This is a genomic window from Dissulfurimicrobium hydrothermale (genome assembly GCF_022026155.1).
GTDB classification, from domain to species: Bacteria; Desulfobacterota; Dissulfuribacteria; order Dissulfuribacterales; family Sh68; genus Dissulfurimicrobium; species Dissulfurimicrobium hydrothermale.
In genome coordinates, this window is the sequence record NZ_CP085041.1 from 257,739 (window position 1) to 284,487 (window position 26,749).

Annotated in this window: 23 protein-coding genes and 1 tRNA gene; 16 read left to right on the top strand and 8 right to left on the bottom strand. The window is 49.3% G+C overall.

The window, feature by feature from the left end:
* Positions 1-102 precede the first annotated feature (102 nt).
* Genes rplU through LGS26_RS01285 form a run of 3 tightly spaced genes read left to right on the top strand, consistent with a single transcriptional unit; the run spans position 103 to position 1,536 of the window.
* Complete coding sequence (gene rplU, locus LGS26_RS01275) at positions 103-414, top strand: 50S ribosomal protein L21 (protein WP_237888869.1); 312 nt, start codon at positions 103-105, stop codon at positions 412-414.
* Positions 415-425: 11 nt separating this feature from the next.
* Entirely contained in the window at positions 426-680 is a 255-nt protein-coding gene (gene rpmA, locus LGS26_RS01280; protein ID WP_237888870.1) for a 50S ribosomal protein L27, read from the top strand.
* The gene (locus LGS26_RS01285; protein ID WP_237888871.1) at positions 661-1,536 is read left to right on the top strand and encodes a glycosyltransferase; all 876 of its coding nucleotides are present in this window, start codon (positions 661-663) and stop codon (positions 1,534-1,536) included. Before rpmA ends, LGS26_RS01285 begins: the two co-directional genes overlap by 20 nt.
* A 10-nt stretch (positions 1,537-1,546) precedes the next feature.
* Here the strand turns inward: LGS26_RS01285 and LGS26_RS01290 are convergent, their stop codons facing one another.
* Positions 1,547-2,512 carry an NAD(P)-binding domain-containing protein gene (locus tag LGS26_RS01290; RefSeq protein ID WP_237888872.1) on the bottom strand — a complete coding sequence of 322 codons (966 nt, stop codon included), beginning with the start codon at positions 2,510-2,512 and terminating at the stop codon, positions 1,547-1,549.
* Positions 2,513-2,944: 432 nt separating this feature from the next.
* On the opposite strand from LGS26_RS01290, the gene LGS26_RS01295 reads away from it, so the two are divergent.
* The 5 genes from LGS26_RS01295 to LGS26_RS01315 all read left to right on the top strand — a co-directional run bounded on the left by LGS26_RS01295 (position 2,945) and on the right by LGS26_RS01315 (position 6,352).
* Complete coding sequence (locus tag LGS26_RS01295) at positions 2,945-3,214, top strand: MarR family transcriptional regulator (RefSeq protein ID WP_237888873.1); 270 nt, start codon at positions 2,945-2,947, stop codon at positions 3,212-3,214.
* Between the two features lie 29 nt (positions 3,215-3,243).
* The gene (gene gatB / locus LGS26_RS01300) at positions 3,244-4,671 is read left to right on the top strand and encodes an Asp-tRNA(Asn)/Glu-tRNA(Gln) amidotransferase subunit GatB (protein ID WP_237888874.1); all 1,428 of its coding nucleotides are present in this window, start codon (positions 3,244-3,246) and stop codon (positions 4,669-4,671) included.
* Positions 4,668-5,780, top strand: a complete 1,113-nt coding sequence (mtnA, locus tag LGS26_RS01305) for an S-methyl-5-thioribose-1-phosphate isomerase (RefSeq protein WP_237888875.1) — start codon at positions 4,668-4,670, stop codon at positions 5,778-5,780. Before gatB ends, mtnA begins: the two co-directional genes overlap by 4 nt.
* Entirely contained in the window at positions 5,752-6,285 is a 534-nt protein-coding gene (gene tadA, locus LGS26_RS01310) for a tRNA adenosine(34) deaminase TadA (protein ID WP_237888876.1), read from the top strand. Before mtnA ends, tadA begins: the two co-directional genes overlap by 29 nt.
* Positions 6,262-6,352, top strand: a tRNA-Ser gene (locus LGS26_RS01315). Before tadA ends, LGS26_RS01315 begins: the two co-directional genes overlap by 24 nt.
* A 60-nt stretch (positions 6,353-6,412) precedes the next feature.
* Here LGS26_RS01315 and LGS26_RS01320 read toward each other — a convergent pair.
* Entirely contained in the window at positions 6,413-7,828 is a 1,416-nt protein-coding gene (locus LGS26_RS01320) for a cobyrinate a,c-diamide synthase (protein ID WP_237888877.1), read from the bottom strand.
* A gap of 271 nt (positions 7,829-8,099) precedes the next feature.
* On the opposite strand from LGS26_RS01320, the gene LGS26_RS01325 reads away from it, so the two are divergent.
* The 7 genes from LGS26_RS01325 to LGS26_RS01355 all read left to right on the top strand — a co-directional run bounded on the left by LGS26_RS01325 (position 8,100) and on the right by LGS26_RS01355 (position 16,894).
* On the top strand, positions 8,100-8,471 hold the full coding sequence (locus LGS26_RS01325; RefSeq protein ID WP_237888878.1) for a response regulator: 372 nt from the start codon (positions 8,100-8,102) through the stop codon (positions 8,469-8,471).
* Positions 8,468-9,640, top strand: a complete 1,173-nt coding sequence (locus tag LGS26_RS01330; protein ID WP_237888879.1) for a protein-glutamate methylesterase/protein-glutamine glutaminase — start codon at positions 8,468-8,470, stop codon at positions 9,638-9,640. Before LGS26_RS01325 ends, LGS26_RS01330 begins: the two co-directional genes overlap by 4 nt.
* On the top strand, positions 9,637-10,458 hold the full coding sequence (locus tag LGS26_RS01335) for a CheR family methyltransferase (protein ID WP_237888880.1): 822 nt from the start codon (positions 9,637-9,639) through the stop codon (positions 10,456-10,458). The genes LGS26_RS01330 and LGS26_RS01335 overlap by 4 nt, the downstream gene beginning before the upstream one ends.
* Before the next feature lie 76 nt (positions 10,459-10,534).
* Entirely contained in the window at positions 10,535-12,445 is a 1,911-nt protein-coding gene (locus LGS26_RS01340) for a methyl-accepting chemotaxis protein (RefSeq protein WP_237888881.1), read from the top strand.
* 14 nt (positions 12,446-12,459) lie between these two features.
* Complete coding sequence (locus LGS26_RS01345) at positions 12,460-15,243, top strand: hybrid sensor histidine kinase/response regulator (RefSeq protein ID WP_237888882.1); 2,784 nt, start codon at positions 12,460-12,462, stop codon at positions 15,241-15,243.
* A 33-nt stretch (positions 15,244-15,276) separates the two neighbouring features.
* Complete coding sequence (locus LGS26_RS01350; protein WP_237888883.1) at positions 15,277-15,831, top strand: chemotaxis protein CheW; 555 nt, start codon at positions 15,277-15,279, stop codon at positions 15,829-15,831.
* A 31-nt stretch (positions 15,832-15,862) separates the two neighbouring features.
* A complete protein-coding gene (locus tag LGS26_RS01355) occupies positions 15,863-16,894 on the top strand; it encodes a DnaJ C-terminal domain-containing protein (RefSeq protein WP_237888884.1) in 1,032 nt (343 codons plus the stop codon).
* 45 nt (positions 16,895-16,939) lie between these two features.
* Here the strand turns inward: LGS26_RS01355 and LGS26_RS01360 are convergent, their stop codons facing one another.
* The 6 genes from LGS26_RS01360 to LGS26_RS01385 form a co-directional block, all read right to left on the bottom strand.
* Positions 16,940-17,446, bottom strand: coding sequence for a DUF1016 N-terminal domain-containing protein (locus tag LGS26_RS01360; protein WP_330873309.1), 507 nt, complete (start codon positions 17,444-17,446; stop codon positions 16,940-16,942).
* A 211-nt stretch (positions 17,447-17,657) separates the two neighbouring features.
* Entirely contained in the window at positions 17,658-18,461 is an 804-nt protein-coding gene (locus LGS26_RS01365) for a C-GCAxxG-C-C family protein (protein ID WP_237888885.1), read from the bottom strand.
* Positions 18,462-18,641: 180 nt separating this feature from the next.
* Positions 18,642-19,874, bottom strand: a complete 1,233-nt coding sequence (locus LGS26_RS01370) for a molybdopterin molybdotransferase MoeA (RefSeq protein WP_237888886.1) — start codon at positions 19,872-19,874, stop codon at positions 18,642-18,644.
* Positions 19,875-19,907: 33 nt separating this feature from the next.
* The gene (fdhD, locus tag LGS26_RS01375; protein ID WP_237888887.1) at positions 19,908-20,669 is read right to left on the bottom strand and encodes a formate dehydrogenase accessory sulfurtransferase FdhD; all 762 of its coding nucleotides are present in this window, start codon (positions 20,667-20,669) and stop codon (positions 19,908-19,910) included.
* Between the two features lie 46 nt (positions 20,670-20,715).
* Positions 20,716-24,531 carry an FAD-dependent oxidoreductase gene (locus LGS26_RS01380; RefSeq protein WP_237888888.1) on the bottom strand — a complete coding sequence of 1,272 codons (3,816 nt, stop codon included), beginning with the start codon at positions 24,529-24,531 and terminating at the stop codon, positions 20,716-20,718.
* A gap of 32 nt (positions 24,532-24,563) precedes the next feature.
* Positions 24,564-25,343 carry a DUF169 domain-containing protein gene (locus LGS26_RS01385; protein ID WP_237888889.1) on the bottom strand — a complete coding sequence of 260 codons (780 nt, stop codon included), beginning with the start codon at positions 25,341-25,343 and terminating at the stop codon, positions 24,564-24,566.
* 146 nt (positions 25,344-25,489) lie between these two features.
* Between LGS26_RS01385 and LGS26_RS01390 the strand changes: the two genes are divergently transcribed.
* Positions 25,490-26,689, top strand: a complete 1,200-nt coding sequence (locus LGS26_RS01390; protein WP_237889811.1) for an ISL3 family transposase — start codon at positions 25,490-25,492, stop codon at positions 26,687-26,689.
* Positions 26,690-26,749: the final 60 nt, after the last annotated feature.

A 26,749-nucleotide genomic window follows, 5' to 3' on the forward strand; every position in this document is an offset into this window, starting at 1 on the left:
GTCAGCCCATGGTCCGAGGTGGATCGCGAAATTCAGCCTTGACATATGGCGCCCTCATGGTATCTTTTTGCGTTGTTCGATTTTTGACGATAGCGAGGAAATATGTACGCGATAATAAAAACCGGCGGGAAACAATACAAAGTATCGACCGGCGAGACCTTGAGGGTGGAGAGGCTCGACAGAGAAGTGGGAAGTGAATTGGAGATAACTGACGTATTGATGGTCGTGAACGGCTCAGATATAAAGATTGGCAATCCCCTGGTCAAGGGCGCCACCGTCCTGGCCAACGTGACCGAACACGGTCTCGGCAAAAAGATCTTAATGATGAAAAAGAAAAGACGCAAGGGCTATCAGATCAAAAAGGGGCACAGGCAGCCCTATACCACCATTGAAATTAAAGATATAAGGGTCTAAGGAGGTCTCTAATGGCACATAAAAAGGCCGGCGGAAGTTCAAGAAACGGGCGTGACAGTGCAGGACAGCGTAGAGGCGTCAAGCGTTTCGGCGGTCAAATCGTACGCGCCGGCAACATCCTAGTGCGTCAGGTTGGCACAAAGATCCATCCTGGTCACAACGTGGGAATGGGCAATGACTATACACTCTTTGCAAAGATAGACGGTGAGGTGCGTTTCGAAACCGCCCAAAACAGAAAACGGGTAAGTGTCTACCCTGTCCGGTGAAAGATCCAACGAGTCCATCAAAGAGGCCCAACAAGTCCTCTCCATATCCATAGTAACATACGCTGCAGACCTTCATCTCCTTCAAAAAACAATAAAAAGCCTCTCCAGGGCTGTAAAATACGCCAAGAGACAAGGATTGCTCGATCATGCAGTCCTTGTCCTTGTGGACAACGGACCTGGCGGCGGGCTGGATGTCTTCTTGAGAGGCGGCCTCCACCGTATCTGGCCGTACAGCTTAAAATCAGTAAGGCCATTTAAAAACGTAGGATTCGGGGTCGGCCACAACATGGCGTTAAAGGAGATCGCCAGCAGCTCGACTGACTACCATCTTATCTTGAACCCTGACGTAATCATGGAAGAAAGCGCTTTATCGAACGCCCTGCTCTACATGACAAAACACCCTGAGACAGGCTGCCTTACGCCTTATGCCTCTTGGCCGGACGGAAGCCGCCAATATCTGTGCAAGGGATATCCATCGATCTTCACGCTGTTCCTAAGGGGTTTTGCGCCAAAGCCCTTTGCCGCGCCCTTTGCAAGGCGCCTGGCCGACTATGAACTCCGCGGCGTAACCGAACAAAGTGACATCGACACGATCAAAATTGCAAGCGGCTGCTTTATGCTCTGCCGCAGGCGCGCCCTTGACGAGATAGGCGGTTTCTCAAACAGATTTTTTCTTTATTTCGAGGACTTTGACCTCTCTCTCAGACTGTCCAGAAACTGGCGGATCGCCTATGTACCTTCCGTCAGGATCATCCATTTTGGTGGACGCTCGTCCCTCAAGGGACTGCGCTCAATAGTCATGTTTGTCAGGTCAGCCGCTACGTTTTTCAACATGCACGGCTGGAGGTGGTTCTAGCCGAACCGCATCATTTCACCAGATCGCCGTAACGGCTAAGTATACCGTCCATAACGATCTTGCCCGAATTAAACGCAGCCATTATCGATCCCTTTTCGACCATCAAATCCCCTGCCAGAAAGATCCTCTTGACATTCGTCTCTCCATATTGATCCACTCTCGGCCTTTCGCCGTCGAATTCAACACCGACTGACTCAAGGAATGCCCTCGGCGTCGTACCACCGAGACAATAAAACACCATGTCAAAGACCATGTCCCTCCCATCTTTGAAGCGGACACGCACCCCTTCGCCCGCCTGTTCGAGCCCTTCGATATCGCTGGCCATCATGAGATTCAATTTACCATTTGCGGCAAGGTCATGGATATTGCAGGCATTCACCTCGTTCAGGCGGAAGAATTCGGGCCGTCTATATGAAAGGCTTACATCATTGGCATCTGACAAAAAGCAGGCCGTCTCGGCAGCCGAATCGCCCCCTCCAACAACAAGTATCTTTTTGCCTGTCAACGGTGTCTTTGGGACAGCATAAAATATCTTGTCCTTGACCTCCTTGGGGATGGGATAACGCGGTTTTACCGGTTTGCCGAATATGCCTATGGCTATCACAAGGATCGGCGCCTTGACCTCAAGCCCGCCGCTTGTAGTCACATGGAAAAGGCCGTCTTTCTGAACGACGCCCCTGGCCTCGTTTTTATATCTTATGTCGAGCCTGTTTTCTTTTATAGCCTTGTCGATCCTCGCCAAAAACTCCTCCCGCGTTTCGGTATCAAAAGAGAGCTTTCCTATGGGCTCTACCTTTATCTTCCGAAATACCGGATCGACCCTTTTGCCTTCGTGATAAAGGGATACAATGGTGTCACATGCATGATCGGCCTTCTCAAGGACCATAACCGGGGATACGCCCGCCGCACCGGCCTCGACGGCCGTCGCTATACCGGCCGGTCCAGCCCCTATTACGATAATCTTGGCCTCTTCCATTCAACATTCCTCCTTGTATAGTAAAATCCTTGATAGATAACAGGTATTAGAGAAAAAATTCAATAGCCTTTCACGGAGCAAGATTATGACGACTCATGGATTTTGTCAAAAAGACAATCGCGAAGCCGATATCTCGAAGGGATGCCTGCATCCAATGGATTATTGTCCTTTCAGACAGGCATGTATAATATATTATCTATCCCGTGAAAAGATGAAAAAAGAGGATGAAACAAATCGCCATATAAATGGCAGCGGCGAATCGAACAGCGCATAAGTGCAGCATAGACATAAACATATCATGCAATACAAAACAATATATCGAGCTTGAACTCGTATCTTTATGAATAATATAAAAACCCTTTTAAAAAAGACTTGACAATTTGCTTTGTGCAAGTAATTTTCTCTTAAAATAAAAGAAAGGAGTATAATATCATGGCAGGAAAAAGAAGCAGGCCCTATACAGTAGATGATGTAGAGTTTGTATACGACAACTATGCAAAGATGACGGCAAGCGAAATAGCTGACAAGCTTGGCATAAGCAAATTTCAGGTCTCAAAGATAGTCGGCGAACTCAGAAAACACATGGAACTCCCTAAAAAGACCATCCAAAGACCAAATCCAATCTTTCAATTTCTGGAAAAACGCGGCGTATCACCAAAAACAAGCACAAAAGAATCAAAGGCCAGCAAATCCAAAAAATAACTGGTATCTCTTAAATTTCAGAGGGTTTTATGGAATTTGAAGCTGTCATAGGTCTTGAGGTGCATTGTCACCTCAAGACCTCAAGCAAGATATTTTGCGGGTGTTCCACTGCATTCGGTGCTGTCCCTAATACACATACATGCCCGATTTGCCTCGGTATGCCAGGGGTCCTGCCTGTCCTAAACAGGCAAGTGATAGAATTCGCGATAAAGATGGCTCTCGCCACCAATTGCAAGGTCGCTCCAAGGAGCCGCTTCGCCAGAAAGCACTATTTTTATCCGGATCTTCCGAAGAATTATCAGATATCTCAATATGAAGCGCCCTTGGCCGAGCATGGCTGGGTGTCTATAGACATAGACGGCAGGATCAAGCGTATAGGTATTACGCGCATACACATGGAAGAAGACGCGGGCAAGCTCATACACAACGAGACGCTCCCAATAAGTTATATAGACCTCAACCGTACAGGGGTCCCGCTTATAGAAATCGTCAGCGAACCCGATATAAGAAGCCCAGAAGAAGCGTCTGCTTATCTTAAAAAGATAAGACAGCTTGTGCGCTATCTCGGTATAAGCGACGGCAATATGGAAGAAGGAAGTCTACGTTGTGATGCAAACATCTCTATCCGACCTGTCGGCTCTAATGAAATGGGGGTCAAGACCGAGCTCAAAAACATGAATTCCTTCAGAAACGTCCAAAAGGCCCTCGACTACGAGATAAGACGCCAGAGTGCCCTTTTGCTTGACGGAAAGACGGTGGCCCAAGAGACCCGACTATGGGATGTATCAAAAGGCATTACTGTGTCGATGCGCAGCAAAGAAGAGGCGCATGACTACCGCTATTTCCCTGAACCAGACCTGCCGCCCTTAGAAATCAGCAAGGAATGGATAGAATATATTGCGGACGGGTTGCCGGAGCTGCCTGACAAAAAATGCACCAGATTCACCAGACAGTACGGGCTGCCTGCCTACGATGCCGAAGTCCTTACAGCCTCCAGGGCCACAGCCGATTATTTCGAAGAGTGTGTAAAACTCTTTCCTAACCCAAAGACCGTAAGCAACTGGATTATGGTAGAGCTTGTACGACTTCTAAAGGAAGATGAGCGCGAGATCGAGTCGTCGCCGATAGGCCCCGACGGCCTTGCAGGACTCCTAAGACTGATCGATTCAGGTGCCATAAGTGGCAAGATGGCGAAGGATGTCCTGGAGACTGCCTACAAAACAGGAAAAGACCCTGTCAAGATCGTCAAGGCCCAAGGGCTTTCCCAGGTCAGCGACGAATCTACGCTTAAGGCCGTGATCAAGAAGGTCTTGGATGAAAACCCAAAAGAGGTGGAAAAGTATAGGGCCGGCAAGACCAAGGTCCTGGCCTTTCTTGTGGGTCAGGTCATGAAAGAGACCAAGGGAAAGGCAAACCCCAAGAAGGTAAATGAACTCTTCCTGGAGGCCCTCCGTTGAGACATGGTTCCATCGACCCTATTGATCTCCTTAAAGAAGGTGGCTCATCCATCACGCCGCTCCGCTGGGAGTGCGGCGTCCTGTATCTCCTAGACCAGAGGCTGCTGCCGCATAATGAAAGGTGGCTTGCCATCACAGGCGCTTCCGGGGCTGCATCAGCCATAAAGGATATGGTGGTGCGCGGCGCACCTGCCATAGGCATAGCTGCAGCATTCGGCCTTGCGCTCGAGGCTAGAAGGCTCGAAACAAGGTCTCAAGCCGAATTTCTCAACTTCTGGCTGAAAGCAGCAAATATTATGTTAACAGCCAGGCCTACCGCGGTGAATCTTAAATGGGCAGTTAAAAGGCTTAAAGATCTAGTGCTCGCCGACCCTGCCGGCCATCCGTCCGGCATTGCCGAGGCCGTCGAGAGAGAGGCTATGGCCATCTGGGCCGAAGACATCGAGGCAAATCTTGCAATGGGCCGGTTCGGCGCAGCGCTACTGCCGGATAAGTGCTGCGTACTTACTCACTGTAATGCAGGCGCCCTTGCGACAGGCGGCTATGGCACGGCGCTTGGTGTCATAAGGGCGGCAACCAAGGCGGGAAAAGACATAAAGGTCATAGCCGACGAGACAAGGCCATGGCTCCAGGGTACACGCCTTACGGCCTGGGAACTTATAAGAGACGGGATATCCGTGACATTGATCGTAGACTCAGCCGCAGGTCTGCTTATGCATCGCGGTCTTATAGATGCGGTCATCGTCGGTGCCGACAGGATAGCTGCAAACGGGGACACGGCGAACAAAATAGGGACATACACCCTTTCCGAACTTGCAAGGGCGAACGGCGTGCCGTTTTATGTAGCCGCGCCATGTTCGACAATAGACCCCGAAACGCCGTCCGGTAATGCCATCCCCATTGAAGAAAGGGACGGTGGTGAGGTCTTGAACCTTGGCCAAAGATACATCGCAACTCAAGGCGCAGAGGCATGGAATCCTGTGTTCGACGTGACGCCGTCCAGCCTCATCTCAGCCATCATAACGGAACGCGGCGTACTCTTTCCACCATACGGTCCTGCCATCAAGGCATGTCTGTCAGATGATTTCAAAGACGCCCCCACAATCTGACCCTGACCTCAAGCAGCTGGATCACCAGGCCTTTATGGAACTTGCCCTTGCCCTTGCCGGAGAAAGCGCCGAACGCGGCGAGGTGCCGATAGGGGCTATCCTCGTAAACGGCCAGGGCGAGATACTGGCAAGGGCCAGGAATATGGTCATAGAACTCTGCGACCCCACGGCCCATGCAGAGATACTAGCCCTGAGGGGCGGGGCGGGAAAGACAGGCAATTATAGGATTGCGAACGCCACACTCTATGTTACGATAGAGCCATGCCCGATGTGTGCAGGGGCCATGGTGCTCGCCCGTATAGACAGGTTGGTATTCGGAGCGAGGGATGCAAAATCAGGGGCATGTGCAAGCCTTTACAATATTGTTCAGGATAAAAGGCTCAATCACCGGATCGAGGTCATCGAGGGCATACTGGAAGGGCGATGCAGGGAGATGATCCAGGGCTTTTTCAGGGCAAGGCGCAAGGGTTTTTGTCACAACGGAGAGGTACCGAAGCGGTTGTAACGGGGGCGACTCGAAATCGTCTGTCCGCGTGAGCGGACCGTGGGTTCGAATCCCACCCTCTCCGCCAAGTTTGCAAGCGGCTTTAAAAACAGCGCAGCACTTTTTAAGCCTTTTAACTGTTTTAAAATTATTCCTTAAAGACGCCCTTATGAAACCTTTTTGCGGCGTTTATCAGGCCTTCCGCCCAGCCTTTTTGCCAGAGGGCGTGGACGTGTGTATATGTGCCAAAGCAATTTTTGTAACATATACCGTCCGATGCGCCATCAAAGCCATATCCCCGAATGACCTTGCATGTGAATGCGCCGGATGTGCCTGGGTCAGCAATGACCGGTTTTGAATAATGAAATTCATGGCCCTTGATGACCTCAGTCCGCTTATAAAACGGGTTTTCACGCATGACCTCAATCGTGCTGTAGCCATGTCCTACAGGCCGTTCATGCACCACAAAATCCCAGCCAAAGACACCTGCCATCGGGTATCTTTCCCCCTTCCAGACAATCGCGGCTCCCAGATACATGAGCCCTCCACACTCTGCATAGACAGGGAGGCCCTGTTCAATCCGCCTTTTAAGCTCAGAGAGCATCTCCTTGTTGGCGGAAAGCGCCCTGGCCTGGGTCTCAGGAAATCCGCCGCCTATGTAGAGGGCGTCAATCTCCGGAATGGATTTGTCGTTTATGGCGTTTAAGAACACAAGTTCCACGCCAGCGCACTCGATGGCCTCAAGATTCTCCGGGTAATAGAACTGAAACGCCGCATCACGAAATACCCCTATTCTGAGCCCTTGAGACCTAGTCTTCCTGAAGAGTGGGGCATCCAGGCCTTCTACGTCACACCCGGCCATGTCCCCTGCATCACGAGCCGCCTCCATGAGACCTTGGGTGTCAACATGATCTTTTACAAGTTGCCCAAGCCCATCAAGGGCCTGCTCCGCCTCAGGGTATTCCTCGCAAGGCGTCACACCAAGATGCCGCATAGGAAGCGGGTCTTTTTTCAGGCGAGGAAGAGCCCCAAAGACCTTGACCCCAGCCTCCTCTTCTACGGCCCGCCTGAGCACTATTTCATGACGCCTCTGGGCCACCTGATTGAGAACTACGCCAGCCAGATTCAACTTGGGCTCAAACACTTTACAACCGAGACAGACCGCGGCCGCAGTCCTGGTCATCTTGGCGCAGTCAAGTGTGAGAATGGCCGGGGCGCTGAGCGCCATGGCAAGCCCAGCGGTGCTCGCTGAACTCTGTGAGTCAGAGCCATCGAAGAGGCCGCGGTTGCCTTCTATGAGCCCAATATCAGCGCCACACACCCTGGTCAAGAAAGACCTTTTGATTACATCATGGGACATGAGAAAGGGATCAAGATTATAACAATTGCTTCCGTTTGCAAGGGCCATCCACCCAGCGTCTATATAGTCAGGCCCTTTCTTAAATGCTGCAATCTTAAACCCCTGCTCACGCCAAAGGCGGATAAGGCCGAGTGTCAAGACTGTCTTTCCCGATCCGCCCCTTATAGCCGAGATCACAAGGCGTGGTGGACAAGATTTTGACATGAGAAAATCCCTTCGATCAAATTTATATCATTTTGTATAACCCATAGCCCGCTGATGCGCCATGCCTCGTTTCCATAGGATATCCCCGCCACGACCCCTCCTCCTGAATCGGAGAGAATCGCTCAAGATCCCATCTAGCCCTCGAATGGTCGCCAGCCATAGGCTCCGCTTTATTTGCTTGTCCATTTGATTTTTTTTGTTAAAGTCTCGATAATAAAAATTATTGAGCGGCAGGTATGGATTTTTATTTGAAAATACAGGGGGAAGGACTATGAGGGCTCTTGTAGTGGACGATTCTCAGTCCATGAGGAACATAGTCAAGTCTGGGCTGAAGAAGATGAACCTGTTTGATGAGATCGTCGAGGCTGAAAACGGGCTTCGCGCCCTGGAGAAACTCGAAAACGAAGGCCCCTTCGACCTTGTCCTCCTCGACTGGTACATGCCTGAAATGGAAGGTTTTGACTGCCTTTTGAACATCCGCAAAAGAGAGGAGTGGAACGATACAAAGGTCATGATGGTTACCACTGAAAACCAACAGGAGAACATCATCCGAGCGGTTATGGCCGGGGCCAACGAGTACCTCATGAAGCCCTTCAACGCCGACATGCTGGAGGAAAAGGTTAGGATGGTGCTCGGTCTATGATGATCAAGGTCCTGGTTGTAGACGACTCACTGGTCTTCCGAAAGATATTGACCGAGGCCCTTGACAAGGATCCAGGCATCAGGATAGTTGGGGCCGCTGCAAACGGCAAGGAGGCCTTGCAGCTGATAAGGACTCTAAGGCCGCATCTTGTAGTGCTCGACGTCGAGATGCCTGAGATGGACGGCCTTCAGACCCTGGATGAGATACGCCGTCAGAGGCTCAACGTGGGCGTAATAATGTTTTCAAGCCTTACCATCGAGGGCGCGACAACCACACTTGAGGCCCTGGCAAAGGGTGCGTTTGATTTCGTGCCCAAACCTACGGGCACAGGGGCGTTTTCAGAGAGCGTAAAGCGCATAAAGGGTGAACTTATACCAAGGATCAGGGCCTATGCCGAATCCAAGATCAACAGGGTAATACAGAGAGGCCCGATATCATCTCCTCCAACGGCGCCCGTCCCTAAAACACAGAGGCCTACAAGACAGCCGGACCACACCCAGATCCCGCCCAAACCGGCGCCAGGGCATTTAAAAGAAACCAGACCTTGCACCACCTCGGCCGCACTGGTCCTGAGACGGCTCTTCAGCCCCGAGGCCGTAGCGATCGGCGTCTCGACAGGCGGGCCGAACGCGTTGAACGACGTCATTCCGAGACTCCCGGGCAATTTCGGTCTGCCGATATTCCTTGTGCAGCACATGCCGCCTGTCTTTACAACCCAACTTGCCAAGAGGCTTAATGACAGATCGACCCTTAAGGTGGTCGAGGCGCAAGACGGTATGCTGGTCGAACCTGCAACGGTCTATGTAGCGCCAGGCGATTTCCATATGGAGGTGGACGGTGAAAAAAACAATAGGATAATAAGACTTAACCAGGATCCGCCAGTCAATAGCTGCAGGCCGGCGGTCGATGTGCTGTTTCAATCTATAGCACGGGTCTATGGGGGCAGGGCCATCGCAGTAGTCATGACCGGCATGGGCCAGGACGGCTTCGCTGGCTGCCGGGAGTTGAAGGACAAAGGGGCCGTGATCATCGCCCAGGACAAAGAAACCTGCATAGTCTGGGGGATGCCAAGGTTCGTAGCCGAGGCTGGACTTGCGGACAGGATAGCCCCGCTGGACAAGATAGCGGAATACATACTTGAATTTTCTATGAGAGGGGGCAGGAGATGATCACCCCCGAACAATTCCGCTTCTTTGCAGACCTAGTAAGATCGGCAAGCGGCATCAGCTTGACAATGGGCAAGGAATACCTAGTCGAGAGCAGACTGAATGAACTCTCAAAACTCTTGAATCTACGCGATATCGACGAACTTTACCATAAGGCCGTGCGCCAGATGACGCCTCAACTCAAAAATCAGATAATTGAGGCCATGACCACCAATGAGACATATTTTTTCAGGGATCAGCACCCCTTTGATGCGCTCAAGACCAAGGTCATACCTGAACTCCTTGCAGGAAAGGGTGCCGATGCCAAACTTAAATTCTGGAGCGCTGCCTGCTCAACAGGCCAGGAGCCTTACAGCATAGCGATGATCATAGCCGAACACTTTAGACACCTTGCAAACGGCAAGGTTGAAATCCTGGCAACCGATATCTCAAAACAGGCCATCGAAAAAGGGGCGGCCGGGAGATTCACCCAGGTTGAGGCCAACAGGGGCCTACCCATTACCATGCTCATCAAGTATTTCAGGCAACAGGGGGCGTTTTGGGTGATAAACGATGACATCAAAAATATGGTATATTTTAAAATATTGAATCTTATAGATCCCTTTACAGGGGTCAACGGTTTCGATGTGATCTTCTGCCGCTATGTCCTTATATATTTTGATCAAGAGACAAAACAGCAGATAATTCAAAAACTGGAGAAGGCTTTGAACCCGGGCGGATACCTCTTCTTCGGGGCCACAGAGACGCCGACAGGCCTTTCTCCGGCTATGGAGAGGCTGACCATAGGAAAGACCACCTGTTGGCGTAAAAAGAGACATTGAATGATGGATGAAAGGGTTTTAATTAAACATTTAATTAATATCAAACATTAAAATCAACCATTAGGGGGTAAGAATCATGCCGGACATCTTGAAGACCTCAACCATCAAGACGAAACTTCTCATACTCATTACTGTCATCGGGCTTTTTTCCGTCGTCTGCGGCGTAATCTATATGAATTATACCAAAAGCCACCTGACAGACATGACGATCAAGAACCAAATCCACAACCTGCGCGCCGAGGTCGACGCCTCTTTAGCAAAAAAGGGCGATTTCGGGCTCTCGGTCATTATAGGCATTGCTGAAAACGGCACGATCTCAAAGGCCCTGAAGGAAAACGACAGAGACCTTGCGATTGCGCGTCTTGACGGCATGATCGATGCCTACAAACAAAACGGCAAGAATATAAAGATACATATCCATACGGCGGACCTGAAGTCCTTTGTGCGGAGCTGGGCTCAGGATAAATTCGGAGATGACATCTCGTTTCGTGATTCACTCAGGAAGGTAAAGGAAGAGAAAAAGGCCATGAGTTTTATCGAGGTGGGCCGCGACGGGCTTGCCATCAGGGCCATCTCGCCGATAATCAGGGATGGGCAGTATCTGGGGTCGGTGGAGCTTCTCGATGGCACTGGGGAGATTAGCCGCAAGTTTGCAAAGGAACAAAAGAAATACATCACGCTCTTGAATAAAGATGTCATCAATACGGCCACGCTCATAAGCGGGCACACCGATGTTGGGGATGGGTTTTATGTAGCCAACGACAAGTGGTTCGACAAAGATATTATAGATTTCGCCAGAGGTCTCGATTATCCTAAACTCCTGAAGGACGGCTATCTCCTGACCGACAAATATTTCATAACATTCAGTCCGCTCAAGGACTTCAAGGGACAGGAGATTGGGATAAATCTGGTCGGAGAAGATGCATCCGTGTTGAAGGAAAAGATCGGGGGCATGGAGAGCGTAGCCTATACGTTCATCTCTCTGATAATCGCCCTGACCATATTCATGGCCCTTGCCATAACCTTCTTCAACATGAAGATTATAATCGGCCCGCTCAACAAGACCGTCTCCTTTGCGCAGGCCCTGGCCGAGGGCGATTTCACGACAAGGCTAGACATAGACAAACACGATGAGATAGGCGCCCTGGCAAAGGCACTCACAGAGGCCAAGGACCAGCTTGCCGACATGATAAAGGGCGTGGACAGGGCTGCGGGTTATGTGTTTGAGGAATCGAATACGCTCGGCGGCTCCACAGAGGAACTTGCAGGCGTTGCGGCTGAGGTCAGAAACAGATCGGAAGAGATAAAACACGGGGCCGAAAGGGCGGGCGCCGGGGTTTCGAGCCTTGCTGCGGCCATGGAAGAAATGACAGCCACCATCTCCGAGATCGCCCAAAATACAAACGGCGCAAGGAATATCGCGGTACAGGCGAGCGATGAGGCCAAAAACGCCCAAGAGATCATACACAGACTCGCCGAGGCCTCGGCCAAGATAGGCGAGACCAGCAAGATCATCGGGAGCATCGCGGAACAAACAAACCTCCTGGCGCTCAATGCCACCATCGAGGCGGCCAGGGCGGGTGAGGCAGGCAAGGGCTTTGCCGTAGTAGCCAACGAGGTCAAGGAGCTCGCCAAACAGACAGGTACATCCGTCGTCGAGATCGACGAGATCGTAAAAGGACTTCAGCAAGGGGCCAGGGAATCCGTGAGTGTCGTCGAACAGGTCGTTGGGACGATTCAACAGATGACCGAGCATTCCGACAGCATCGCCGCCGCCGTTGAAGAACAGACTGCCACAGTGAGCGAGATCAGCCGCCGGGCGCAGGATGTCAACTCAGAGGTCGGCGAAATAATAAATATGATTACAAACGTAGCGTCGGCCGGTGAAAAGACCAGCGAAAGTGCACAGACGGTGAAAACGGCCTCGGACAAACTGAAAGACCTCTCTGAAGAACTCAGAGAGCGTCTCGGCGTATTCAGGCTTTAAATCGGGAGGCGGCTATGGCCATAGAAAACGATATCCTCAAAGACTTTCTGTCGGAATGTAAAGAAAACCTCGAATTGCTCGACCAGCAGTTCGTCGAGCTGGAGCAAAAACCTGAAGACGCCGAACTCATAAAGAGCATCTTCAGGACTATTCATACCATAAAGGGGACATCCGGCTTCTTCGGCTTCACGACCCTTGAAGCAATCGCCCATTTCGGAGAAGATATACTCTCCAAACTCAGGGACGGGACGATCAGAAACAATGAAGACATCACAACGATGCTTTTGAGGGCAGTCGACCACATAAAGGCCATCATTGTCGCACTTGAACAGACAGGCAAGGAGCCGGACGACCTGACATACCTGGACTTCATTGTGGAACTGAGGAATTTCGCCGAGAAGGTCATAAAACAGCCGGCGCGGACATCCCCGTCCGAAACCGCCCAGACTGAGGTATCGGGTGTGGAGGCTGGGCCCAGCGCATCGACCGCTGCGATAGAACAGGCCGCCGCGACACCAAAGATCCCAGAAACAGGTACTGAAATGGGTACTGAATCGGAGACACCGACACCGCTTAGGTCGGAGGCACCGAAGAAAACAACTAACGCCTCCGAATCCGAAAGGCCCGAATCCAGTCAATCCGTCTCTCCACCGCCGACACAGCAGCACCTCACCGAGACCCATGTACGCGTAGACGTCCAGCTCCTCGACAACCTCATGAACCTAGCCGGCGAGTTGGTCCTTTCAAGAAACAGGTTGACGCAGCTCGCCAACCAGATGAACAATATCGATCTGTTGGCTGCAAATCAGCACATGAGCCTGATAGTCACTGAGATGCAGACACAGATCATGAAGACCAGGATGCAGCCGATCGGAAACGTCTTCAACAAGTTCCCCAGGATCGTCCGCGACCTTGCAAAAGCCGCACAGAAACAGATACAGCTCCGGATAGAAGGCGCAGAGACCGAGCTTGACCGCTCGATAATCGAATCCATCAAGGATCCGCTTACTCATATGGTGAGAAACTCCATAGACCACGGGATAGAACCGGCGGATATCCGTATCCAGAAAGACAAGCCGGCGGTAGGCGTATTGGTCATGCGCGCCTACCATGAAGGCGGCCAGGTGATCATAGAGATACAGGACGACGGCGCAGGCATAGATCCTAAAAAGATCAGGGCAAAGGCCGTCGAAAAGGGGCTGCTCACCCCTGAAAAGGCGCAGGCGCTCTCGGACAGAGACGCCCTCATGCTCATATTCCAGCCCGGTTTCTCCACCGCTGAGAAGGTCACCAATATCTCGGGCCGGGGTGTAGGCATGGATGTTGTGAAGACAAATATCGAAAAACTGGGCGGTGTGGTCGACCTTCAGAGTGAACCCGGCGTCGGGACAACCGTAAAGATAAAGATCCCCTTGACGCTGGCCATCATACCGGCGCTCATAGTCAAAACAGCCGGGGAACGCTATGCCATACCCCAGGTAAACCTTGTGGAGCTGGTGCATCTGCAACCCGAGACCATCGCAAGGGATGTGCAGCTCATAGGGAATGCGGAATTCTATCGTCTTCGCGGCCAGATACTACCCCTTGTAAGACTCAGAGACATCTTCAAGCTTGGGCGGGGTGCAGACGCGGGTGCCACGACATCATCATCCAAATCCAATGCCGACAATGCCGTGACAGTCGAGGCAGCCGATCATGAAACCATGAACATAGTCGTACTGAACTCGGGGGAAAGACAGTTCGGACTCGTAGTCGATAGCATAAACGACTCTGAGGAGATCGTAGTAAAACCCCTCGGTGACCACTTGAAACACATCCCGTGTTATGCCGGCACCACTCTCATGGGAGACGGTAGGGCCGCATTGATCCTAGATGTGGTTGGCATAGCGTCCACCCTAAACCTCAGGGCCGAGGAGACACTGAAGCAGACTAAGTTGGTGGCCGAAAGCGGGGTCAAGGAAGAAGATCAGCAATTCTTGCTCCTCTTTACTGTAAATCCGGACGAATTCTTCGCCATCCCCCTCGCACTCGTAAACCGTCTAGACAAGATAAAGGCAAACCGAATCGAGCACATAAGCGGAAGGGAGGTCATTCAGTACCGCAAAAAGTCCATGCCGGTCATTCGACTGGAAAACTATCTCCCCATTTCGCCCTTGCCCGAACAGGATGAATATCACCTGATAGTCTTTAATATGAACGATAAAGACATAGCATTCCTCGTATCGAAGATCGAGGACAGTATAAATATCGCCATAAATGTAGATGAAGAGAACTTCAGGCAGGACGGCATCTTGGGCTCTGCCATCATCAGGGACCGAACCACCCTGTTTTTAGACGTATATCAAATAATAAATATGTACAACCCCGACTTCTTCATCAGATACAGGCAAGGCAGCGGTTTCCAGGGCGGCAGGATACTGCTGGCTGAAGACTCCGGTTTCTATAGAAACCTCTTGAGTTCATACCTGTCATCCGCCGGATTCGATGTGATATCCGCCGAAGACGGCCAGGATGCATGGGAAAAGCTACAGCAGGAATCCTTCGACATAGTCATCACGGACATAGAGATGCCGAGGCTGAGCGGCTTTGAACTCACCAAAAAGATAAGGGAAGACGAACGGCTGAAGACCATCCCGGTTATTGTGGTGACCTCGCTTTCCGGTGAGGATGACAAGCGACGGGCCTCCCAGGTGGGGGTGGACGCCTTCCATGCAAAACTGGAGCGGGATATGGTCCTAAAATCGGTCGAGTCGCTTCTGAACGCCCAAAAAGTTCAAAATCTTGAACAGGCCGCATAGCCAAGGTTGGAAAGTCGAAAGGAGGAAAGACAAATGGAACGGCGATCAGTAAGCGCCATACCGGCGAAGACGAATAATACAGCCCTGGCCGGTACCGACAACGGCATCGACGAAATTATAGCCGTCGAGCAGACCAGGCAGTTTGTTACATTTTATGCGGGTAAGCACTTCTTTGGCTTACCTATCGACAATGTGATAGAGATCAACCGCTGTCTCAATGTGACCCCGGTACCGCTTGCACCCGACTATGTCTCCGGGGTCGTAAACCTGAGGGGGCACATACTCACCGCCATACACCTTGGACGGCGCATAGGACTTGAAAATACAAACGAACCAAAAGAATACAACAACGTAATAGTAGGCAGGCGTGAGGAACCAATAAGTCTGCTTGTAGAACATATCGGAGACGTCATATCGGTACCCAAGGCCGAGATAGAACCGCCACCCGATCTATTGGCGGGCATCAACGTAAAATTTGTAAAAGAGGTATGTAAGCTGCCTGGCAAACTCCTGGTCATCCTCGACTGCAACGCCCTTGAAAGCCAGGGCCTCTCGAGCCGTCGCAGGAGCAGTGCCGGAAACATATAGTCAATGATATTGCTTATGAAAAAAGGAGTTTATGGTATTGGCAATCAGCCGACATGATCGTGATGGAGATCCGTGGATGGTGCTCGGTCTTTCTCCTGGCGCGAGCCGCGAGGAGATCAGGCAGGCATACAGAAGGCTGGTGAGGCTTTGCCATCCTGATATTACAAGGCCTTCCTTGCACGGCATAGACACCTTTTTGCGCATCAGGGCCGCCTATGAGCAACTCATCCAAGGTCTCACTAACATAACACCCGGACACACAAAGACAACGAACAAGCCAGATCGTAATGAGATCGAAGACGGGGCGTTCTTTTTTTTGAATGTCACCGCCGAAGAGGCATTTCGTGGGGCTGCAAAAAAGATAACAATTGCCGACAGGGAGGCCATATGCCCTGAATGCAGCGGCTCCGGACGCGCCTATGCGGATCCAGCGGCAACAAGAAACGGCATATGCATATGCGCAGACTGCAACGGCACAGGGCGCCGGGCCTTGGTATGGGGCACCGAAAACTTGTTTGTCGTCTGTGCCACATGCTCCGGAACGGGCTACGTAGGCCAACCGCCATGTAGGCTTTGCCGGGGCAGGGGGTGTATCGTCATAACAAGGGACATAACCGTTCGCCTACCGAAAGGGGTTAGGAACGGCGAGGTGTTGAGGCTCCAGGGACAGGGTCCATGGCGTGCGGACAAAAATGCAAGGGATCCGGCCTTTGTGGAAATAAGGGTGGAATTCCCTGAAGGCTGGAGGCTTGACGGCCTTGATATCTATACAAGACTCGACATCGACATCTGGACCGCGCTTATGGGGGGCAAGGTAAGCGTGGCGGCGATCGACAGCACCTTACTCATAGATATACCTCCAGGGCTTGCGCAGGGAGAAATCATCACCGTAGCCGACAAGGGCTGGACAAACGAGACTGGTGAGAGGGGAAGACTTTTCCTAGCTGCAAACCTGATCCTTCCCAAGGGTAAACCGCCAAATGAGGCGATGGCGCTAATAAACCTCCTCAAAAACCTCTGGCCAACAGACAATGCCAGGCGGCAGGCCCTGCCTAGCACCTAGCAAGGCAATGCGCCTATCCAGCCCGACAACTGATTGTCCATTCAGTTATACAAGCACTACAGACATTGTCGTTACACAGACAGAGGGATGACGATCCGAGGGTCCCGATGTCCATCCTGCGGCAGGCCGGCGGGTAAACAGCCTTGAATCCGGCGCCAGCCTTTGCACCTGGCGCTCTTTTAGCCTGGACCTGATGTGCTGCACCAAAATCCTTCGCGACCAGCCATGTTTGATGGTCTGGCGGGCATACCAAAGCCGAGTGTTTGGCTCGTCCAGTTTCTCCAGCAGTGTCAGGTTGTGATACCATGAAATTTGTGCAAGTGTCTCTTGTACGGTTGTCTGATCCGGCCAGGCCGCGGCAAAGGCGCGCATGTATTTGAGGTTCCGCGGCGATAACCCCTTCATGCCAGGAAAGGCCTCGTGCAGGTCCCTGGCTAGCCGGTCGATGACCTTGGCCCCCCAGCCTGACCGGGCCTGCCGCACCAGAATCATCCGCCCAACTTCCCAATACAGGAGCACCATGGCCGAATTGGCCGTTGATACATTCCGCATGCGTTCTTCCTGAATAAAGTGCGCCCAATTATCAAGACAGTAAGACGGCGTTTTTAAGTTACACTTTGAGCCTGCTTTATTAATTGTTCCTGCCATAACAAATCTCTGCCGGTGTCTGTATGCTGCGCCTTATGCTGAAAACAATATAAAATTATAAGGCCTTTGACCTTATTGACCAAAGGCCCACTCAATACAACACCCTCTTTTTTAATTAAGAGGCTTTCTCACGCTTTTTGCTTGAAGGCGGTGTTGGAACGTTTGAACCATGACATTCTTCGCAGTTGCCCTGTGCCGTTATGTCATATTCTTCCGGCGGGAATAGGCCCTTGGTTTCATATTTGCCGTCTTTCCATTCATTCAAAAGCTCTACGACACGGTAGGTTACGCTTGCAGCAACACGGGCGCACCTGTCCTTTCTCTCTGGGCTTCCAAGCGGTTTATTCGCGGCCTTCATCCATTTACCTACTGAAATATGACAAAGCGGAGAATGGCTTACGGTGTGTGGTAATCCGGCGGTTGTTTTCGGATTCTTTGGAACAAAGACCGGCATATTCGCATCCGAATACCACTGCATCACCTCGGAACCCATCAGTATGGCGTCCGTGTGGTTTTCCCATACGCTTGGTTCAAGTTTCTCTGGCCCAACTATCATATTTATGACCATAGTCGCCCCTGCAAGCGAACCGCATATCGTCCCCCAGCCGCAGGTGCCCCCTTCAAGATAAATAAAGTGATCAATGGGAAATGCCTTATAAGGCCCGCCCGCCTTTTCCCTGAGCTGGCCAAAGATACTGCTGATTACAGCTCCTCCGCAGTATAGCCTGTACCACTCCTTGTAGGCTATCTCGGCGCTCGTTGCGGGATCAAGCTTCACATAAGGCCACGGCCACCTTTCAGATGGCTGACCCTTGGCCTCTGCCGAAGGCAGGCCACTTAACTGGGCATAGGCTGCCCCCACCGCAAGCGCGCTTGCCCCCGCAATAAATCCCCTTCTCGACAACTTGTTGTCAAACATGCGATCCTCCCTGGTTAAGGTTATATTTATTTAAATATAACGATATAGAAACAAAGATTGCTTATTTTGTCAAGACTAAAAATTATCTAAAATTATCTATCTAAAAACCCTGTCTGCCCGCGCCGCCCTGAGATCTGTAAGTCGAGCGGAACATACGGAACCTCGTTCAGTTGTGGAATTTCAGATGGTCCGCAAATAGTCACAGGATTTAAAATGGAATAATATCCCATCAATTTTTTGTCCCATTTTAAATTTACTATTTGCCGGTATCATTGCATATCCATCTGCCTGGCTGACGCTTGATATTGCCCCGGAGTGTTTAAATGTGTTTTCAGCGTAAACCTTTCCTTCTGCCTCTTTAAGTTTAAACGGCATTAAAGTATCTCTATCACCTGTTTCAACATCGTTATCTAAGATTGCAGAAATTCTTTTTTCTTTAAATTTCAGGCGTGATTTTTTAAACAAAATTGGAAGGAATAATGCATCGATTATTATAAATGCTGACGTAGGGTTGCCGGGTAAACCAATGATAGATTTGTCTTTAACTTTTCCAAAAAATGTTGGTTTCCCTGGTTTAATAAAAAGTTTATGAAATAACATATCACCTTTTTCTTCAATAATTTTATATGCTATATCTTTATCTCCCATTGATGTCCCGCCAGTCATTATCATTATATCTATTTCATCATCTTGCCAGGCTCTTTCCAAAATTTTATCTATATCTTCTTTAACATCATTTACAATCCCATAATGTTTTATAGTAAAAAAACCCGCTAACATAGATTTGATGATATAGGAATTAGAATCGTAAATTTTCCCGTTTTTCAGTTCTCTTTCGTGTACCCCATTTAGAGGAATAATTTCGTCTCCAGTTATCAAAATTCCGATCTTAAATTTGCCGTATACTTCTATTTTTGCATTTCCATTTGCTGCAAGAAGCCCTATTTTTGGCGGAGTTAATATTTCCCCTTTGTTTACAATTTTCTCTCCTTTTTTGACATCGCTTCCAATATCATCGTAATTTTTGTTATTACTTGTTTTTAATATTACTATTTTATCTTCATTTATAATTTGTGTATCTTCTATCATGATAACCATAGTGCAGTTTTGTGGTAATTTGCAACCTGTTGCAACCTTTATACATTCGCCTCTTCGCACTGCAATCTCTGAAATTTCTCCAGCATCAATTGCATCCACTATCTTTAATCCTTTTTCCATTCCCCCTTTTATATCTTCACTTCGTATGGCAAATCCATCTACTGCACATCTCTTGAAATTTAAAATATTTTCTTTAGCAAAGACATCTTTAGCACAGACCCTCATCAGTGCTTTATCAAGTTCAATTTCTTCTGTTTTATCTATCATTGGCAAATTCTTATCAATAATGTCTTTTGCATCGTTAAACGATATCATTTTAGATAGTTATTCTCCTTTTTCAGGTTATGATTATTGAATGATACGCCAAGGAGCATGAAAGATATTGACCCTATCTGGCCTGGCATATCCAATCAGTGTAATATTTGCCCGCCTTGCGATTTCAAGCGCAAGCGATGATGGGGCAGTCCGTGACATGACAATTGGTATGCCTAACTGCGCACATTTAAGAACCATATCCGATGTCAATCGGCCTGTAGTATATATCGCCCCATTGGGCGATAATTTGTTCAAGAGAATAGCACCGATAATTTTGTCCACAGCATTGTGTCTTCCGATGTCTTCATAACAGAGTTTAGTTTTATCTTCAGACCAAAACCCACATGTGTGAACACAGTGGGTTTCCTGTTGTAAGCTTGAGTAATGGAGTACCTCTGTAATAAATTGTCTGATATCCTGAAGTGTTATAGTGTATTCTTGAACTTTATTAAAAATGTCTTTCAGCATCTCTCTCGCAATCCTTCCTGTGCCACCACATCCTGAAGTAACAATCATCTCTTTTGGCTCTATGCTTTCTATGTCTGCATAGACAGCTATGCTACCTTCTTGGCATATATATATCTCTTTCACTTCATCATGAATAGATATATACCCTTGTCCAAATAAAAAACCAACGGCAAACTCTTTAAGTCCGACAGGAAGCAGCATTGAAGAAGCAGTGTATTTATCATTTAAGAATACTTGATAAGGAACTTCTATGGCTAAATTTTCGTCCCTATATGTTTCTTCCTTTGGTTCAAGAATAAGAGTTTGAGCTTCTATCTTTAGTTCCATCTGTAATTTATGAGCTTTATTGTAATTTATAATTTTTTAAGACTATTCAATCAGGATATTTTTTAATATTTACAGCGCATACCTTAAATTCTGGTATCTTAGCCACAGGATCAAGGGCAGAATTGGTTAGCTGATTGGTAGGACTCTCGGCAAAATGGAAGGTCATAAATACTGTCCCTTTTGGCGATCTTTCACTTACTTTTGCTTTAGCCTTAATCTCTCCTCTTCTTGAGGATATAGTTACTGTATCACCATCTTCAATTTCTAAATTTTTGGCGTCATAGGGATTGATTTCAATTAATTCTTCATTTTGCATTTCATTAAGTATGCTACACTTTCTTGTCATGGTGCCTGTGTGGTAGTGGAAAAGGTTTCGGCCTGTGGAAAGAATGAATGGATATTTATGGTCTGGATTTTCAATGGAAGGTTTATACTCAAGCGGAACAAATTTTCCCTTGCCACGTGTGAATCTTTCAGCATGCAAATACCGGGTGCCTGGATGGGTCACATTTGGACATGGCCATTGCAGGCTGATCTTTTTAAGCCGTTCGTAATTGATACCGGCATATGAAGGGGTAAGCTCTGCAATATGTCTTGCGTCAGAGTCGCTGAGAACCGGATTCTCACCCATAATATAGACGGCCTTCACCCTTCCTTCGTCGATAGCATCAAAAAGCTCTGTAAGATATAGGCCAGGTCTGTCGGACAAGGTGCAACCCCAGACCTTTTCGAATTTATTTTTGACTGCCTTGTCATCGACCCGCTGATAACCTGGGTAGGAAGCCGGCAGGGCGCCCATATCACAGGCGCCCTGTACATTATTTTGTCCCCTTAAGGGATTTACCCCGGATGATGGTTTGCCTACATTTCCTGTAATCAGGGCGAGATTGGAAACGGCCATCACATTGTCAGTCCCGTGGGAGTGCTGAGTAATACCCATGGCATAGAGAATGGTTGCGGGACGGTTTTCAGCAAAGGCCTTTGCCGCCCTGACCAAATCTGCTATTGTCACACCTGTAATTTCAGATACCCGCTTAAGGTCAAAATTGATAAGCGATGACTTGAATTCATCAAAATTTTCACATCGTTTGTCAATAAATTCCCTGTCCAGGAGGCCTTCCTCGAGAATTACTCTGGCCATACCCATTAGTAATGGCACATCTGTCCCAGATTTGTGTCTCAGCCAGATATGAGCAAGTTTACAAAGACCGATCTCCCTCGGATCGACCACTATGAGTTTCCCGCCATTTTTTATCGCCCTTTTTATTTGAAGAAAGATAACAGGGTGATTCTCCACCGTATTTGTACCAATCGCCAGGATACAGGCCGCATCTCCTATCTCTTCAATGGAATTTGTCATTGCACCGCTTCCAAGCGTGGCGGCCAGAGCGGATACTGTAGGGGCGTGACAAAGGCGTGCGCAGTGATCTATGTTGTTTGTACCCATTACCGCCCTAACAAACTTTTGAAACACATAGTTTTCTTCATTGGTGCACTTGGCAGAGGAGAGGGTGGCAAAGCTGTCTCCTCTGTAATTTGATAATTTTTTGGCTATGAAATCAATAGCATATTCATGGGGCACCTCGGTGAATGGCTCGGTCAGGCCTTCCCTGATAAGTGGACGCGTAAGTCGATTGGGATGGCGCTGGAACTCAAATCCAAATCTACCCTTTACGCATAGTTCGCCGTAGTTTGGCGGGGCATCCGGCTGTGCCTTCACCTCAAGTATCACATTATGCTTTGTGTGGACTTCGATGTTACAACCTGTCCCGCAGTAGGTGCAGACACTCTTTGTAATATCGGCCTCACCTGGAAGAAGAGGCAGGAAGACATTCTTTTTTACTAAAGCCCCTGTTGGACAGTTATCAACACAGGCTCCGCAAGAAACACATTGCCTATTTATTTCGATTGCCTTTTCTGTAACTGTGTCATCTATTTCTTTATAATTAATTTTGATGGCATCAAATGCGCAAGATCGCTCACACTTATGACAAATTATGCACTTATTTGCATCAATTTGAATAGATTTGTGATTATTTATTATGGGATATCTGAGTCGATCAGTCGCATCTTTTGTGCTTATATTGTAATCTCTTGAGAGTTCTCGATATTTACACTTGGCAAGGCCCAGACAGCCGCACTGAAGACAGCGTCTGGCTTCGCGCACGGCCATTTCCTCTGTATAGCCAAATTCGACATCGTCAAAATCTTTTACCCGCCTTTCACCTGGGCGAGCAGGCATTGAGACACGAGGATAAAGTGACATTCCGTCAAAATTTTTCATGTCCACTTCCTCAAAACGCCTGCCTCTGGTGAAATTGAAGCGACCGTCAAAGGAGATATTGTGTCGACCAGTAAGGTCCTTATGAATGGCCTCCGCCGCTCTCCGTCCTGCATCAACCGCCTGGGTTGTGGTCCTTGGGCCGGAGGCGACATCACCGGCGGCATAAACCCATGGAAGATTTGTTTTCATGGTGGTGGGGTTGACTTTGATGGTCCCTGTTGAGCTTATCGACAGCCTTGCCTCAACCTCGCCAAACTCAATAATTCGAGGATCCCCTTGCTGACCGAGGGCTGAGACAACGGTATCCGCTGCCAATACAAGACGAGACCCATCCATCGGCTTTGGCTCCCTGTTTCCTCGTTCATCAGGTTCTCCAAGGACAGTCCTTGCAAGCTCCAATTGAAGGCCTTGGTCGCCGAGCCTTGATATTCTCACAGGCATGGCCATGAGAAATAAACGCACCCCTTCTGCCTCGGCGTCTTTTACATCCCTCAGATGGACCGGCATCTCCTGTCTCGATCTGGGATAGACCACGGTTACTTCCGCCTTAAGACGCCTTAGCGCTCGGGCCGCTGCCACTGCGGTCCGCCCACCTCCTATGACTATTACACTGCGGCCTGCGTTGACCGTCTCATTGTCGTTTATTTTTCTAAGGAGCTCCATGCCATCTACTGCAAGGTGCGCCCCCTCTATCTCAAGCGGCTTACTACGTGGTTGTCCTGTGGCAATAAGAATGGAGTTATAGCCTTGTTCAAACAATGATTTAAGGTCGAAATCCCTTCCCCACCTGACCTTGGTCTTGAGATGAATGCCCATGCGAAGGATGTTATTTATCTCATAATCTACATATTTTCGGGGAAGCATAAATGCTGGTATCCCATAGCGGGCCATCCCGCCCAGATCTTCTTCGGTCTCGAATATGGTGACCTCATGCCCGTTCTTTCGAAGATAATAGGCAGCGGCAAGTCCTGCTGGTCCGCCTCCTATAATGGCCACCCTGTAGCCGGTTGGAGGCGCAATACTTACCGGCCTCGGCCCTTCCTTTATGGAGTTATCAACCACAAAACGTTTCAGGTCGTTGATAGCGATAGGCTCATCCACCAAGACCCTGCGGCAACGGCTTTCACAGAACCTCGGGCAGACGCGGCAGATGATGCCAGGCAGGGCGTTCTTTTCCCGAATCAGCTCAAGGGCGGCCCTGAACAGACGGTTTGCTATGAGATTTACATAACCCTGGACGTTTATGCCAATAGGACAAGTAAGGTTGCACGGGGCCTTGCAGTCTCCGTAGTGGTGAGAGGCCAGTTTTTGAAGTCTCTCCCGCCTCCATGCTATAAGGGCATGGGTGTCTGTCGTCACCACCATGCCATCCTTGACCTCGGTGCGGCAAGCCCTGCGATGTTCGCCGTTTATATCAACCAGACACAAGAGACAAGGCCGCAGGGCATCATCCTTACCTGGAAGGTGACACAAGTGCGGGATCGGGATACCAGCGCCTTTAGCGGCGTCAAGCACTGTGGCGCCCCCAGACACTACTATCTGTCGGGCGTCAATGGTCAGAGTGACCTGTCGCTTCATCGTTCATGAAACCATTTCACCATTTACCAAAGCTAAATCCTTCTTGTGCAAAAATTTATCAATGGGCAATTTTTGCATACATCTATACCCGGGAATGGATCCCCCACTCTGGTGATAGACGCACCGTGATATTTTTCCTTTCTGGCCAAAAGGCGCTGAACTGTAGGCTCAATGTGCTCTCCTGGTATGATAAAATTTATCTCTCCCCTTTCGGTCTTGCCTGAATTGTAGCTTCCGCTACAGGCAGGAAGCATGTTTGCAGTCTTTTCAAGATATGAATATACATTTCCAGCACATGCAGAGGAGTTCATGGTAATATTTGTGCGCAATGGATGTATATCCATAGCTGCCATATAGTCCACTGCCAGGTGATATGCCTGCATATTGTCACAGTAGAAGTGGACCGTATCGGGCTGAAAATAAGAGTTGCCAAGGGTTGACAGCACAATGACCTTAAGCGCTCCTTCTGGAAGTCTGGGTTTTGTCTTTAAAAACCGTTCTGCCTGGGCCCTGTCTTTTACATATTTTAAATGGCTCTCTATCTCCTTGTCGCTCATGCTGCTCCAGCCCAGAACAAAGGCTGCATTGGCGCAGCCCATGTATTCCTTTGTCACCGCCACGGTCTTGGCCTCCATTCTCGGGCCAAGCTCTGACTGACAGAAAGTAAGAGGCTTTACTGGGGTTACATAATCATCCACATTGTCCTTAAACTCCTGCACCTGTTCATCAGTGAACAGATACTTAACCGCAATGGGATGATGCATGAGCCTGAGTTCGTCCATTAATACCTTTTCCATCTCCTTATAATTCATTTTTCTGCCTCCTTTTTGTGATTTTTATCACTACGTTATATTTATTTAAATATAACGATATAGAAACTAAAACCGCTTTTTTGTCAAGACTAAAAATTATCTAAAATTATCTATCTAGGGATTGGGCATTACGCCTCCCTGTAAAGATAGCGGGTCAGACGTTGGATACAGGTGTTGAGCCTCATCAACTGAAGATACGGATACAGGCCGACAGAGGCGCTGAGTTTCCCTGTCCTGAGTGTGGCCGTATGTGCAAGGCCCATGATTTCCATGAAAAGACATGGAGGCATCTGAATTTCTTTCAGCACCATTGTTATATTACGGCATCGGTTCCGAGGACGGATTGTCCTGAGCATGGGGTTAAGATGGTAAGGGTGCCATGGGCCCGAAGCGGGAATCGTTTCACGCTGTTGTTTGAGCAGGCAGCGATGCTTCTGGTTCGTGAGATGCCTGTATCAGCAGCGACGCGGATAGTTGGCACAGATGACAAGACGCTGTGGCGGATTGTTTTTCACTATGTGAACCAGGCCATGTCCGGTCTGGATTTGAGCGCTGTTCAGGGCATAGCGGTAGATGAGACCGCTGTATCCAGGGGGCATCACTATGTGACGGTATTTATTGATCTTGACCGTAAGGATCGTCCTGTTTTGTTTGCAACGGAGGGTAAGGGCAAGGAGACCATAGAGGCCTTTGAGAGGTATCTTGAAGGGCGTAATGGCAAGGCTGAAAACATAGCCAGGGTGGTATGCGACATGTCAAAGGCCTTTATCTCCGGCAGTGAAGAGCGCTTCGGGAATGCGGTGGTAGTGGTGGACTGGTTTCACGTGGTGCAGTTGTTCAACAGGGCTGTGGATGAGGTCAGACGGCGTGAATCAGTCAAAAGCAGGATGCCGCGGGGGACCCGCTGGACATTGCTGAAGGCCTCGGATGGCGGCAGGTTGACAGAGAAACAGAGGGGACTTCTTGATGAACTGGAGGGCTTTGCTGTTCATACAGCCAAGGCATGGCGCATCAAGGAGATGCTTCGCTGGGTGAAGAAAGCGGAGTTTTCTCAGGGGGCCAAGTGGCGGTTGACTCACTTTCTGAACTATGCCCACAGTTTATTGAATGACACTCCGATTTTAAGGCCAGTTTTCAAGGCGATAGAGACAGTAAAGCGTCACAGGGATCGTATTTTGAACCGATGGGGCAACGACTACACAAACGCCAGACTGGAAGGACTGAATGGGATATTTCAGGCAGCCCGGGCCAGGGCCAGAGGATATCGCAACGTGCAGACGTTCGTTACCATGATCTACCTGCTGGCCGCACCTCTGGGCGATATGCTGAAAATCCACACAAAATGACGAAGAACCAAAAAATATATTCAGATCTTGAAGAATTAAAAAAGACTTAGATGAATGAAT